General features: G+C 73.6%; 12 protein-coding genes. 5 read left to right on the forward strand and 7 right to left on the reverse strand.

All coding sequences use genetic code 11. From position 1 onward, the window contains the following. Positions 1-87 precede the first annotated feature (87 nt). The 5 genes from FL583_RS07110 to FL583_RS07130 are packed head-to-tail and all read left to right on the forward strand — an operon-like array spanning position 88 to position 8,307. On the forward strand, positions 88-2,658 hold the full coding sequence (locus FL583_RS07110) for a glycosyltransferase (protein ID WP_142703677.1): 2,571 nt from the start codon (positions 88-90) through the stop codon (positions 2,656-2,658). Next, on the forward strand, positions 2,655-4,016 hold the full coding sequence (locus FL583_RS07115; protein WP_142703678.1) for an O-antigen ligase family protein: 1,362 nt from the start codon (positions 2,655-2,657) through the stop codon (positions 4,014-4,016). Before FL583_RS07110 ends, FL583_RS07115 begins: the two co-directional genes overlap by 4 nt. Further along, a complete protein-coding gene (locus tag FL583_RS07120) occupies positions 4,013-5,611 on the forward strand; it encodes an oligosaccharide flippase family protein (protein WP_142703679.1) in 1,599 nt (532 codons plus the stop codon). Before FL583_RS07115 ends, FL583_RS07120 begins: the two co-directional genes overlap by 4 nt. Next, on the forward strand, positions 5,608-6,534 hold the full coding sequence (locus tag FL583_RS07125) for a sulfotransferase domain-containing protein (protein ID WP_205751907.1): 927 nt from the start codon (positions 5,608-5,610) through the stop codon (positions 6,532-6,534). Before FL583_RS07120 ends, FL583_RS07125 begins: the two co-directional genes overlap by 4 nt. Positions 6,535-6,555: 21 nt before the next feature. Continuing rightward, on the forward strand, positions 6,556-8,307 hold the full coding sequence (locus FL583_RS07130) for a PQQ-binding-like beta-propeller repeat protein (protein ID WP_142703680.1): 1,752 nt from the start codon (positions 6,556-6,558) through the stop codon (positions 8,305-8,307). A 5-nt stretch (positions 8,308-8,312) separates the two neighbouring features. Here the strand turns inward: FL583_RS07130 and FL583_RS07135 are convergent, their stop codons facing one another. The 7 genes from FL583_RS07135 to FL583_RS07165 form a co-directional block, all read right to left on the reverse strand. Further along, on the reverse strand, positions 8,313-9,059 hold the full coding sequence (locus FL583_RS07135; RefSeq protein ID WP_142703681.1) for a 3'(2'),5'-bisphosphate nucleotidase CysQ: 747 nt from the start codon (positions 9,057-9,059) through the stop codon (positions 8,313-8,315). Between the two features lie 133 nt (positions 9,060-9,192). After that, positions 9,193-9,594: a hypothetical protein gene (locus FL583_RS07140; RefSeq protein ID WP_142703682.1), complete on the reverse strand. Its 402-nt coding sequence runs from the start codon at positions 9,592-9,594 to the stop codon at positions 9,193-9,195. Between the two features lie 93 nt (positions 9,595-9,687). Continuing rightward, the gene (locus tag FL583_RS07145; protein WP_205751908.1) at positions 9,688-10,443 is read right to left on the reverse strand and encodes an RNA polymerase sigma factor; all 756 of its coding nucleotides are present in this window, start codon (positions 10,441-10,443) and stop codon (positions 9,688-9,690) included. Continuing rightward, a complete protein-coding gene (locus tag FL583_RS07150) occupies positions 10,440-10,805 on the reverse strand; it encodes a glycogen/starch/alpha-glucan phosphorylase (protein WP_142703683.1) in 366 nt (121 codons plus the stop codon). The genes FL583_RS07145 and FL583_RS07150 overlap by 4 nt, the downstream gene beginning before the upstream one ends. 17 nt (positions 10,806-10,822) lie before the next feature. After that, positions 10,823-11,398, reverse strand: coding sequence for an aminoacyl-tRNA hydrolase (gene pth / locus FL583_RS07155; RefSeq protein WP_142703684.1), 576 nt, complete (start codon positions 11,396-11,398; stop codon positions 10,823-10,825). A gap of 67 nt (positions 11,399-11,465) precedes the next feature. Next, positions 11,466-12,089 (reverse strand): 50S ribosomal protein L25/general stress protein Ctc, encoded by a 624-nt coding sequence (locus FL583_RS07160; RefSeq protein ID WP_142703685.1) that lies wholly within the window; start codon positions 12,087-12,089, stop codon positions 11,466-11,468. 185 nt (positions 12,090-12,274) lie between these two features. Next, on the reverse strand, positions 12,275-13,252 hold the full coding sequence (locus tag FL583_RS07165; protein ID WP_142703686.1) for a ribose-phosphate diphosphokinase: 978 nt from the start codon (positions 13,250-13,252) through the stop codon (positions 12,275-12,277). Positions 13,253-13,293: the final 41 nt, after the last annotated feature.

A 13,293-nucleotide genomic window follows, 5' to 3' on the forward strand; every position in this document is an offset into this window, starting at 1 on the left:
TCCAGAGCACACAATGAGGTCGTTCTTGCTTTTATCAGCGTAAAGAGACTAAAACGACCCAGGCGACCCTGCCGGGAGGACAACACGATGGCGCTTTCCGCGATCACCCCGCCGCTGCGAGCTCTGGTCGTCACGCCCAGCGGCGTCCTCGGTGGAGCGGAGTCGTGGTTGCTGGCGATGCTCGACCACACCGAGCGGCTGGCCCCGTGGGTGGTGATGCTGGCCGACGGCCCGCTCCGCACCGAGCTGCTCGACCGGCGCGTCCCGACGATCGTCCGGCCGACCGGGCGCACCCCGGGCGCGCTGGCGACCGGCGCGGTCTGGCTGGCCCGCACGCTGCGCGAGCTCGATCCCGACGTCGTGGTCGGCAACGGCGTGAAGGCCCAGTGCGTCGTGGCACCGGCCGCGCACGCGGTCGGCGTCCCGTCGGTGTGGGTCAAGCACGACTACAGCTACGACCGGCGGCTGGCGCGCTGGCTGGCCAAGGCGTCCGGCCGGGTGGTGGCGACCGCCGAGGACGTCGCGGTCGCGGCCGGGCGGCCGGACACCGTCGTGATCACGCCGCCGCGCCCGGCCGACCCGGTCCCCCGGGCCGAGGCGGTCGACCACCTGCGCTCGCTCGACGTGCCGGCCGGCGACCGGTTGCTGCTGGCCATGCCGACGCGGCTGGTGCCGTACAAGGGCGTCGACACCGCGATCCGGGCCCTGGCGCAGCCGAACGCGGCCGGCTGGGACCTGCTCGCGGTCGGCCCGGACGACCCGACCCGCCCGGACGAGCGCGAGCGGCTGGCCTCGCTGGCGGCCGACTGGGGCGTCGCCGACCGGGTGCACCTGCGCCGGAGCATCCCGGCCGTCGGCCGGCTCCTCACCGGCGCGGACGCGGTCGCGGTGCTCACCCGCCCGGACGGTCCGCGGACCCCCGGGCGCGAGGGATTCGGCCTCACCGCGCTGGAAGCCCAGCTCAGTGGCGTCCCCGTGGTGGCCGTGGACGACGGGGGGCCGGTCGCCCGGCGGATCGGACCGCAGCCGGTCGGCACGGTCAGCGCGGTCAGCTCCTCGGCCGGGCTCCTGGTGCCGCCGGCCGATCCGACCGCGGTCGCGGGCGCGCTGGCCGCGCTGTCCGATCCGGCGATCCGGAAGGCGCTCGGCGCCGAGGGTCACCGGCGCTCGGCCGACCACCCCGACGCCGCCACCCAGGCGGCCCGGTTCGCCGCGCTGCTGGCCCAGGTCGCGCACCGGCCCGGCGCCGGGCTCGGCAGCCCCCCACCGATCAGCGTGGTCAGCCCGGTGCTCGACGAGGCCCGGGTGATCGACGGCCTGATCGGGACGATGGCCGCCCAGCTCGGCCCGGACGACGAGTACGTGCTGGTCGACGGCGGGTCGGTGGACGGCACCGCGGAGCGGATCGCGGCCTGGGGCGCCGACGACCGGCGGATCCGGCTGGTCCGGCACGGCGGCGGGACCATCGGGCACTCGCGCAACGTCGGGGTCGCCGCCGCCCGCCACTCGTTCATCGCCTGCACGGACGCCGGCTGCACGCCGTCGGCGAGCTGGCTGAACGGGTTCCGGGCGGCCGCGGCCGAGACCGCGGCCTCGGCGCAGCGCCTGCGTTCCGACGGCACCACGTACCCGAGCGAGCTGCCGATCGAGCTGTACGTCGGGGTGTACTCGGCCGCGGTCCGGCCGGGGTCCTGGTTCGAGCCCGCGATGGCCGCGATGAACTGGCCCGACCCGGTCGAGCTGCGTCGCCGGACCGCGCTGCGCGCGCTCTACGGACGGCTGTTCGGGCGCGCGTTCTCGGCCGCCCGGGTCGACGGCCGGTCGGTCGGGTTCACCCGGGACGTCTGGGCCGCCGCGGGCGGCTTCCCCGAGCACCTGCGGACGGCCGAGGACGAGGCGTTCGGCCGGGCAGTGCGGGAGATCGGGGCCCGGACCGCGCTCACTCTGGACGCCGCGGTGACGTGGTACCAGCGGCAATCGCTGCCGGCCGCGTTCGCGCAGTTCCGGGGCTACGGCCGGGGCGGCGGCACCGGCGGGTCGGGCTGGCTGCTGCGCCGGGACGCGATCCGGCTGGCCGGCTACGTCGGCGGGGCGGCCGCGGTGACGTGGGGTGGCCGGCCCGGGCGGGTGCTGACCGCGGTGGGGGCGGCCGCGTACTTCTCGCTGCCGCTGGCGCGGGTGGTTCGTCGGCGGCAGTCGCTGTTGGTGGTGCCGCTGGTGCCGGTGGCCGCGCTGGTCAAGGACGGCGCCAAGCTCGTCGGCACGGCCGAGGCGCTGGCCGCCCGGTTGCTGCGGCGCCCGCCGATCGCGCGGTTGCTGGGACGCCCGCCGGCCGCCTGGTTGGGAGGGAGCCCGGTGACCGCGCGGTTGCTGGGGCGCCCGCCGGCCGCGTCCGATCGCGGGGAGACCCCGCCGCCGGGGTACCGCGCCCGCCACCGGGCGCACGGGCCGCGGCTGGCCGCGCTTCCGGCCAAGCCGATCTCGAGCGTGGGGCCGATCTCGAGCGGGGGGCCGATCTCGAGCGGGGGGCCGATCGTGCACGGTGCGCCGATCGCCTCCGACGGATCCGTTTCGCACGGCGGGCCGATCTCCCACGGCCCCGGGCCGGACGGCCGGATTCCCGCCGCGGCCGGGCGGATCATCGAGGCCGAGCCGTGAGCCTGCTGTCGAAGTTCCGGGCCGATCACCTGCCGATCGCGGCGGTCGCGCTGGTGTTCGCGGCCCCGGCGGTCGGCGATCGGCCGATTCCCGGGGGCGGCGGCGAACTGCAGGTCGTCCACGTCGTCTGCGTGTCGGCGATCGCGGTCACCGGGCTGTGGGTGCTGGCCGGCCGGCTGCCGATCCGGTCGGCGCTGCGCCGGCCCGAGATCCGGCCCCCGCTCTGGTTCGGCGCCGGGCTCGTCGCCGCGGCCGCCGCGTCCACGTCGATGGCCGCGGACCCGGTCCGCGGTCTCAAGGTCACCGCGACCTATGCCGCCGGGTGGCTGGTGCTACTCGCGATCCTGCTCGTCGCCAAGTCCCTCGGGCGTCTGCGGACGCTCGTGGGCGCGGCGGTCGTGGGGTCGCTGGCCGTGACGCTCCCGATTCTGAGCCAGGCCGAGCGGTTGAAGCCGGTCTACGGCGGCGCGGTCGTGCGTAATCGCGCCCAGTCGATCTTCGCCGACCCCAACCAGTTCGGGTGCTACGCGGCGCTGATCGTGCTGCTCGCGGTCGGGTGGTTCCTGGCCGCGTCGCAGCGGTGGGAACGGGTGCTCGCGGTGGCCGGTGGGTCCGGGGCGCTGGCCGCGCTGGTGCTCTCGTTGAGCCGCGGGGCCTGGCTCGGTACCGCGGCCGGGCTGGTCACGGTCGCGGTGCTGCACCCGGGGGTACGGCGGGCGCTGGTGGCCGCGGTGGCGGTGAGCGCGACGCTGCTCGCGGCCGGGCTGCTCGTCTCGCTGACCGCGCCGGCCGAGGTGCGGGGTGGGCCGGCGGCCGGGCTCGTCGAGGTGGTCGTGGATCGGCTCGCGGTGATCGACGACCGGGCCGCCAACCCGCACGACGTCCGGCCGATCACCTGGCGGGAGGCCGTGCGTCAGTTCCGCGAGCGGCCGGTGCTGGGGAACGGGCCGGGGTCGTTCAGCCGGCTCGCGGCCGAGTCGCCGTCGGTTCTCCAGTTCGCGCCCCGGCTGCACGCCCACAACGTGTTGCTGCAGCTCGGGGCCGAGACCGGGGTGGTCGGGCTGGCGGCCGGGGTCTCGTTCGCCGGTAGTTGCGGCCTGGCCGCGCTGGCCGCCGCCCGCGAACTCCGCCGCCGCGCGGATGGCCGAACGCTCGGGCTCGTGGCCGGCGCCACCGGCGCCCTGGTGGCCCTGTCGGTGCACCTGATGGTCGACTACCCGATCCGGAACCCGGTGCTGATGATCTTCGCCTGGTCGGTCGCCGCCCTGCTCCTCGCGGCCCACGCGGGCGTTTGCCGCCAAGAGCCCGCTTCAGCCGGCCATTTGACGTTGACTTCTCGGCAAACGGCGGACGCATGACGGCCACCCTGCCCACGGACGATCTCCGCGGGATCGCGCGGGCCGGGTCGATCAGCCTGGTCGGGTCCGGGGCCTCGGCCGTGCTCGGGTTCCTGCTCGTCGTGCAGGTCAGCCGGGGGCTCGGGGCGGCCGGGGCCGGGGCGTTCTCGGTCGTCGTCGCGGTGGCGATGACGCTGGCGGTCGCCGGGCGGTTCGGCACCGACACCGCGCTGGTCCGGATGGCCCCGCGGCTGCGGGCGCTGGGCCGCACCCGCGACATCGGCGCGGCCGCCGTGGCCGCGCTCGCGCCGGTGTTCGCGGGCACCACGCTGCTGGCCGTGATCGCCTGGTGGGCGGCACCGCACCTGGTCGGCGTCGTGTTCGAGCACCCGGCGCCGCCGGCCGCGGTCTGGCTGATCCGGATCGCGGTGGCCACGGTCCCGCTCGGCGCGACCGGGTTCGTCGCGCTCTCGCTCACCCGGGGGCTCGGCAGCGTCGTCCCGCTGACCGTCGTCGAGAGCATCGCCAAGCCGACGCTGCGCTGCGCGTTCGTCGCGGCCGCGCTGGCGATCGCGCACTGGAAGTGGCCCGGCGCGACCGCCGGCCCGGTGATCTGGACGACGGTCGCCTGGGCGGTCCCGACCCTGATCGGCGGCGTCTGGTCGGCCGTGCTCGCGTACCGGGCACTGAAGCCGGTCTGGGCCGAGCCCCCGGTGCCCCCGTCGGACGAGGCCGGCGTGGCGGCGACCTGGCGGGAGCTGTGGCAGTTCGCGACTCCCCGGGCGGCGGCCAGCGCCTGCGAGATCGCCGGCATGCACGCCGGGATCGTGCTGGTCAGCGCACTCGCCGGGGTCGCCGACGCCGGCGTCTACAACGCGGCGCTCCGGCTCGCGCTGGCCGGCACGCTGGCCCTCCAGGCGCTCCGGCTGGCCATCGCCCCCACGCTGGCGCGCCTCCTCACGGTCGGCGACCTGGCCGGCGTCGAGCATCTGCACCGGACCGCCTCGGTCTGGATCACGGTCGTCTCGTTCCCCCTCTACCTGGTGTTCGTGGCCTGGCCCGGCGAGGTCCTGCGCCTGTTCGGCCCCGGCTTCTCGGCCGGCGCCGTCGCGCTGGCCATCCTGGCCGGCGCGACGCTGGTCAACCTGGCCACCGGCCCGGTCTCCACGCTCCTGTTGATGAGCGGGCGCTCCACGCTGACCCTCGCGGTCACGCTCACGTCGCTGAGCGGCAGCGTCGCGCTCGCCGCCGCGCTGATCCCGCACTTCGGCGTCACCGGGGCCGCGCTCGCCAAGGGTGCGGCCGTCGTCGGCGAGAACATCGCGGTCACGGTCATCGTCCGCCGGACGGTCGGCGTCCGGACGCTGTCCCGTCCGCTGTGGCTGGCCGCGGCGGGCGGCGCCGGCTGCTTCGTCGTCCCCGTAGTGCTGTTCGACGTGGTGAACGGACACGCCGCACCCGACTTCGGCGCGGCGGCCGTCCTGGTGCCGCTGGGCACCGTCGCCTACCTCGGCCTGCTCTGGCGGTGGCGTCGAACGCTCGCGCTGGCCGAACTGGCCGAAGCGCTCCCCCGGAAGTTCCGCCGGACCGCAGCTACCCCCGAGGAGTCCCCGTGAACAGCATCCTGCGCCACGTCGAGGTGCCGGATCCGGTACGCGCCGCCAAGAAACGGATCCCGCGGCCGGTGAAGCGGGCCGTGCGCCGGGCCGTCCGCCGGTACGGCGAGCACACCGCGGACGCCCGGACGCTGCCGGACTTCCTGATCATCGGGACGAAACGCGGCGGGACGACGTCGGTCTGGAACTGGTTGGTGCGGCACCCGAACGTCGCCCCGATGTTCCCGGCCCTCCAGCAGATCAAGAGCCCGCACTACTTCGACGTGCACTACCAGCGCGGCGAGCGCTGGTACCGGTCGCACTTCCCCACCGAGGCCGCGCTCGAACGGGCCGCGCAGCGCACCGGGATCCGGCCGCTGACCGGCGAGGCGAGCCCGTACTACCTGTTCCACCCGCTGGCTCCGGAGCGGGTGCAGCACACGGTGCCGAAGGCGCGGCTGATCGTCCTGCTGCGCAACCCGGTCGACCGGGCCTACTCGAACTACTGGGAACGGCGCGGCTCGAACGCCGAGCCCCTCCCGACGTTCGAGGCGGCGATCGACGCCGAGGAGGAGCGGCTGGCCGGCGAGACCGAGCGGATCCTCACCGAACCCGGCTACCGCTCGTACCACCACGACTGGCACAGCTACCTGGCCCGGGGCCGTTACGTCGAGCAGCTCACCGGCTGGCTCGACCGGTTCGGCCGGGACCAGGTGCTGGTGCTGCCGTTCGACGACCTGCGCCGGGACGCGAACGGCGCCTACCGGGTGGTCCAGGAGTTTCTCAGCCTGCCGGTGGTGGAGCCACCGCGGCTGGCGCATCACAACAAGCTCCCGGTGCCCCCGATGGCCCCGGCGACCAGGGCGCGGCTCGTCGAGTACTTCCGCCCCTGGAACGCCCGTCTGACCGAATTGCTCGAGACCCCCTTCGACTGGGATCGCTGAGCCATCCCCCATAGGAGAAAAGTGCGTCCTCCCTCTGCCAGAACCCGCCGCGCGCTCGCCGCGCTCGCGCTCGTCGGGGCCCTGTTCCCGACCGCGCACCCGGCTGTGGCCGCCGGTACGGCCGCCACCAAGGTCTTCACGGCCGACGCCCAACCGACCTGGCAGACCAACGGCACGGTCTGGGCGGTCACGATCGTCGGCGGGGTGGTCTACATCGGCGGCAACTTCTCGGCCGTGCGTCCGCCCGGCGCGCCCGCGGGCACCCGCGAGGTGGCCCGGGACAACCTGGCCGCCTTCGACGCCCGCACCGGCAACCTGCTGCCGCTCTCGCACACGTTCGCGTCGCCGCGCTACGCGTTCAGCGTCTCGAAGCCGGACGTGTCCTGCGACGTCGACTGGGATTCCGAGTACTACAGCTGCGACACGATCTACCGGATCAAGGCCTCGCCGGACGGGTCGAAGATCTACGTCTCGGGCGACTTCAGCAGCGTCGACGGGCAGGCCAGGAGCAAGGTCGCGGCCTTCCCGACCGCGGGCGCGGCCAGCGCCAACCTGCCGCTCGACCGCACGTTCGCCCCGAGTGGCATCAACTCCCGGGTGCGGGCGTTGGCGGTCGGGGCGAACTCGGTCTACGTCGGCGGGATCTTCACCCAGGTGGGCGGTCAGTCCCGGGAGCGGCTCGCGGCGCTGAGCGCGCGCACCGGCGTCGTCCTGCCGTTCGCCGCCCGCGCGGACGGCGAGGTGCTCGCGCTGTCGCTGGCCGCGAACGGTCACCGGCTGGTCGTCGGCGGTAACTACGACACGCTCAACGGCGTCGCCCAGCACGCGCTGGGGGCGGTCGACCCGGCCACCGGGGCGAGCACGGCCTGGGCCTGGCGGGGCGTCCCCCGGACGTCGTACATCACCGACATGGCGGTGGACCGCAACGCGGTCTACGTCTCGTCCAACGGCGAGGGCACCTGGGACGGCCGGGCCGCGGTGGATCCGCTGACCGGGGTCCTCAAGTGGTTCGACAGCTGCCTGGGGGCGACCTGGGCGCTGGCGCTGCACGGGGACCTGCTCTACAGCGGGTCGCACGCGCACAACTGCAACGACACCGCCGGGGGCTTCCCCGAGCAGGCGACCGACCTGCCCGAGCCGCGCTACTACCGGCTGATGGCGCAGACCACCCGCGGGAGCCGCACGACGATCCAGTACTGGTTCCCGTCGACCAACGGAGGTGACCCGAACGTTCCGGCGACCCGGTCTCCGTCGAAGCTCGGCCCGCGGGCGATGGCCAGCGACGGGCGGTCGCTGTGGGTCGGTGGTCAGTTCACGACCGTCAACAACGTGCCGCAGCAGGGCCTGACCCGCTTCACGACGACCGCGACGTCCAAGGCCCCCTCGACGCCGCTCGCGCCGACGATCGCCAACAGCGGCGCCAACGCGGTGACCGTGACCTGGCGCGGAGTCGAGGACCTGGACGACCCGGTCGTGACGTACGAGATCTACCGCGGCTCGTCGATGGTGTACCGCGGGCGGGCGTCGGCCAAGCCGTGGGAGACGTCGAAGAGCTACCAGTTCACCGACCGGGGCCTGACCGCCGGGACGAGCGTGCAGTACCGGGTGCGGGCCGTCGACGGACGGAACACCGCCGGGGCGTTCTCGCCGATCGCCACCGCCACCGTCGGCCAGAGCGCCGAGCCGGCCGAGACCTGGCCGAACGACCCCTGGACCAACACCGGCTGGCAGCCCCGCCAGCGCGATTCGTGGTTCGACTGGGGCGGCTGGTAGAAGCCCTAGCCCCTGCTGGCAGCGATTGCTGCTAGCAGGGGTTCGGACAGCTCGGGGCGACAGATCAGCAGGTCGGGCTGGTACGGGTTCGGGCGGTTGTAGGACAGCGGCGAGCCGTCGACCCGGGACGTGTGCAGGCCGGCCGCCCGGGCCACCACCACCGGGGCAGCCGAGTCCCACTCGTACTGGCCGCCGTCGTGCAGGTAGGCCTCGGCCTGGCCGCGGAGCACCGCCATCGCCTTCGCGCCGGCCGAGCCCATCGGCACCAGCTCGGCGTCGAGCTTCTCGGCCACCGCCTCGGCGTAGGCCGGCGGGCGGCTGCGGCTGACCAGGATCCGCGGCCGGGCCGGCGCCGGACGCAACGCGGGCGGGTTCTCGCTGCTCAGCGTCGGCCCCAGACCGGGCAGCGCGACCGCGCCGGCGGCCAGCTCGCCGTCTTCCCAGAGCGCGACGTGGATGGCCCAGTCGTCGCGGTCGATCTCGGAGTACTCGCGGGTGCCGTCGAGCGGATCGACGATCCAGACCCGCCGGGCCGTCAGCCGGGCCTCGTCGTCCGTGCCTTCTTCGGAGAGCACCGCGTCGCCGGGGCGGAGCTTGGCCAGTGCGGCGGCCAGGAAGTCGTGCGAGCGACGGTCACCCTCGGCCTTCAGCCGGCTGGCCGGAACCGGCCGCCGGGTACGCAGACGGAGCAGGATCACGCCCGCGTGCGTCGCCAGGAGCCGCGCTAACTCGACGTCGGAGTCGCACGTCATTCGCTCCGCGACCGTATCCGCGTCAGTGCTCACCTGCGAAACCCCCTGACCGGCGCCGTTGGCTCGACCACCCCGAGGCTAGCGGCTGGATCAGCCCGTGAACACCGGGTGGTTCTCCACCGGACGGTTGAGATCACAACCGGACCCACGACGTCTGCAGCGGCTTGGCCTGCGGCGAGCGCAGGGGCCGGAGCACCAGGCTGAACAGCCCGATCGGGACGTCGAACTCGGCGTGACCGTCGTCGTCGGTGGTGACCGTGAACGTCGAGCCGGTACAGCGCACCTCGGCCGAGGCCCGCTGGGCCGGGAGCACCTCGAGGCTGACCCGGCGCCCGTCGCCGGAGTCGGTGACCCGGAGGTCGGCCCCGCCGTTCCGGTGGCCGAACCGCATCGTGCGGACGGTCGGGTCGGCGGCGGCCCGCCGGTCGTGGTCGAGCACCGAGTCGAACATCAGGTCCGCGACGAGCGTGTCGACCGGACGGGCCTCGAATGCACGACGCGCTGCCGCGCGCACCGAATCCGGCACGACGTTCACGGGCCCTCCCTCGTCCACCCGGACGTCCCACGGGCGGGCGTGCTCCTCGGCGGAGTGGGCCCTGCGCAACGGTTCCGGTGACACTGCTACCTCCTAGGAAGAGCCGGCAGCAGCCGGATTGATACCTGCGTCCTCGACGATCGCCCGGAGTTTCTCCAGGCAGCGGCCTCGAGTGGGGCCGATGCTGCCGATCGGGATGTCGAGTGCGGCCGAGATCTCGTCGTAGCTCGGGGCCGGGTCGAGCAGCAGCAGCTGCAGCAGTTCGCGGCAGCGCGGGGTCAGCCGGCCGAACGCGGTCCGCATCTCGGCGTCGCGCTCGGCGGCCAGCAGCGCGGCGTCGGCCTCGGGGGTGGCGAGCCGGAGCCGGTCGGAGCCGGGGTCGAGCTCCTCGCCGGAGAGCACCGTGCGCTTGGACCGGCCGAGCAGCCGCAGGCACTCGCGGCGGGCGGTGGTCGCGAGCCAGGCGCCGACCCGGCTGGGCTCGCTGAGCCGGTCGATGTTCTCCACCAGCCGGAGCCAGGTCGTCTGGCTGACGTCACCGGCGTCGCCGGGGCTCAGGCGGTGGTTGCGGGCCACGGTCCAGATCAGGCCACCGTAGGCGTCGACCAGCGCGTCCCAGGCCGCGTGGTCGCCCCCGGCCGCCGCGCCGACCAGCATCGCGGCCTCGTCGGGCGTCAGCGTGATGCGTCGGCCGGGGATGCGGACCGGGGGTGCGTCCTCGTCGGCGGCGGGTTCGTCCATCAGGTCGGTCAGGCCGGCGACCTCGTCCGGCTCGAGGATCGGCGGGAGCTCAGCGGGGTCGTCGTCCGGCAGCGTCGCCGGGCCGATCCGGGAGACCGGCCGGGTCATCGGGTGGGGCCGGCCGAGTCGGCCGGAGCGAAGCCCGGGGCGAGTCGGACGACGCCTCCGTCGGCGAACAGGGACTCGCGGCCGCGGCGCTGCTCGTCGCGGACCCAGGCGTCGACCTCGGAGCGGGCGGTGTGCAGGATCCACTCGTCGACCTGGGTGGTCGGCTGCTCGACCGGGTGGCGGGCCGGGTCCTTCGCGTTGGCCAGCGCGCGGACGGTGGGCCAGCGCTCGGCCATCCGGAGCCAGGTCAGCTGCGAGACGACCGCCGCTTCGGTCCGCTCCAGGCCGGCGGTGGTCGCGATGCCCCAGATGCTGTCCATGTGCTCGTCGACCAGCACGTCCCAGAGCTCGTCCCCCGACATAAGGGACAATATAGCTGTTACTTGGCGTGGAAAGTGTTCTGCGCAGTGGCTAGGTCATTGCTGAACAGCGCTTCCACGGCGTCGGCGGCAGTGTCGACCAGGAACGGCAGATCCTTGCGCTCGACCGTGCTGAAGTCACGGAGCACGAAGTCGGCCGGATCCTGCCGGCCGGGCGGGCGGCCGATGCCGACCCGCACCCGGAGGTAGTCCTTCGAACCCAGCGAGCTGGAGATCGAGCGCAGCCCGTTGTGTCCGTTGTCGCCACCGCCCTGCTTGAGGCGCACGGTGTCGAACGGGATGTCCAGCTCGTCGTGGACGACGATCGTCCGCTCGGGCGGGATGCGGTAGTAGCTGCGCAGTCCGGCGACCGGGCCGCCGGACTCGTTCATGTACGAGAGCGGCTTGGCCAGGATCACCCGGTGGCCGCTCAGGCGGCCTTCGACGACCTCGGAGCGGGACTTGTGCTTGGCGAAGCGTCCGCCGGCCCGCTCGGCGAGCAGGTCGACGACCATCTGGCCGACGTTGTGCCGGTTGCCGGCGTATTTCGGGCCGGGGTTGCCCAGCCCGACGACGAGCCACGGGTCGTCGGCCATGTGCCCTTCCCTCGAGACGAGTCCGGCCGGAGCCCGTGCGGGCCCCGGCCGGATCTACAGCTGATTACTAGGCGTCGGCGGTCTGCTTCTCGTCGCGGACGACGCCGGCCTCGGCCTCGGCCGCCTCGATCTCGGCCTCGGCCTGCGCGGCGCTCTGCTGGGCGACGACGCCGACGACCGCGGCCTCGGGGTCGGTGACCAGCGTGACGCCCTTGGGCAGGGCCACGTCCTTGGCCAGCAGCTGCTTGCCGATCTCCAGACCGTCGATGTTGACCTCGACGCCGTCCGGGATGTTGGTGGCCTCGGCCTCGACCAGGAGCGCGTTCAGGTCCTGGTTGACCAGGCCGCCCCGCTCGACCTCGCCGACCAGGACGATCGGGAGCTCCACGTTCACCTTCTCGCCCTTGCGGACGAGCAGCAGGTCGACGTGGTCGATGGTGGACTTGATCGGGTCGCGCTGGACGGCCTTGGGGAGCGCGAGCTCCTTGCCGCCATCGATCTCGATCGTGAGCAGGGTGTTCGCACCGTGCTTGATGGCGTTGGTGAACTCCCGCGCCGGCAGTGCGATGTGCCGAGGCGCCTGCCCGTGCCCGTACAGCACGGCGGGGATTTTCCCGGCCCGGCGCGTGCGGCGTGCGCCGCCCTTGCCGAACTCAGTGCGCGGCTCGGCGGCGATTCGGACCTCGGACACGACTTAACTCCTCGAACGCAAGCGTGAATGTCGATTGGCGTGCTGGGCGAGGGGCCGTGTCGTGGGCACCGCAGACGACGCAACCACGAATCAGCGCGTCGATCACGGAGCCTGCGACACAGCCCCCTCGCCGGGCAACCTGACTATCGTAACGCGACCGGCCACCTTACGACGAACCCGGGGGGCTAGCTAGCACCACCGAATAGGGAAGTGACCGAGCCGTCGTCGAAGACTTCGCGGATCGCCCGGGCGATCAGCGGGGCGATCGACAGCACCGTGAGCTTGTCGAGCTCCTTCTCCGGCGGGATCGGCAGCGTGTTGGTGAGGATGACCTCGCTGATCGGGCCGTTCTTCAGCCGCTCGGTCGCCGGGTCGGACAGCACCCCGTGCGTCGCCGCGACCACGACGTCGGCCGCGCCCTCGGCCTTGAGCGCATCCGCGGCCTTGGCGATCGTGCCGCCGGTGTCGATCATGTCGTCGACGAGGATGCAGGTACGGCCCTCGACCTCACCCACGACCCGGTTCATGACGACCTGGTTCGGCACCAGCGGGTCCCGCGTCTTGTGGATGAACGCCAGCGGCGTCCCGCCGAGGACGTCGGTCCACCGCTCGGCCACCCGCACCCGCCCGGAGTCCGGGGCGACGACGGTCAGCTCCCGGCCCGCGTACCGCTCCTTGACGTAGTCGGCCAGGAGCGACAGCGCGAACAGGTGATCGACCGGGCCGTCGAAGAAGCCCTGGATCTGGGCGGTGTGCAGGTCCACGGTGAGGATCCGGTCGGCGCCCGCGGTCTTGAGCAGGTCGGCGACCAGCCGGGCCGAGATCGGTTCGCGGCCCTGGTGCTTCTTGTCCTGCCGCGCGTACGGATAGAACGGCACGACGACCGTGATCCGCTTCGCCGAGCCGCGCTTGGCCGCGTCCAGCATCAGCAGCAGTTCCATCAGGTGGTGGTTCACCGGCGCGCACATGCTCTGGACGATGAACGCGTCCGAACCGCGGACGGACTCCTCGAACCGGACGAACAGCTCGCCCGATGCGAACTCCACGGCCCGGGTCGGCGTCACCTCGGTTTCGAGATCGACAGCGATCTCCGCGGCCAGCTCCGGAGCTGCCCGACCGCTCAGGAGCACCAAGCTCTTCCGGCTCTTGGCGTGAATTGCCATCGGTTCTGCGTCGCTTTCAGTGCGCCGGGCGGCAGCGGTCC

The sequence above is a fragment of the Cryptosporangium phraense genome, from assembly GCF_006912135.1.
In the GTDB taxonomy this organism is placed as follows: Bacteria; Actinomycetota; Actinomycetes; order Mycobacteriales; family Cryptosporangiaceae; genus Cryptosporangium; species Cryptosporangium phraense.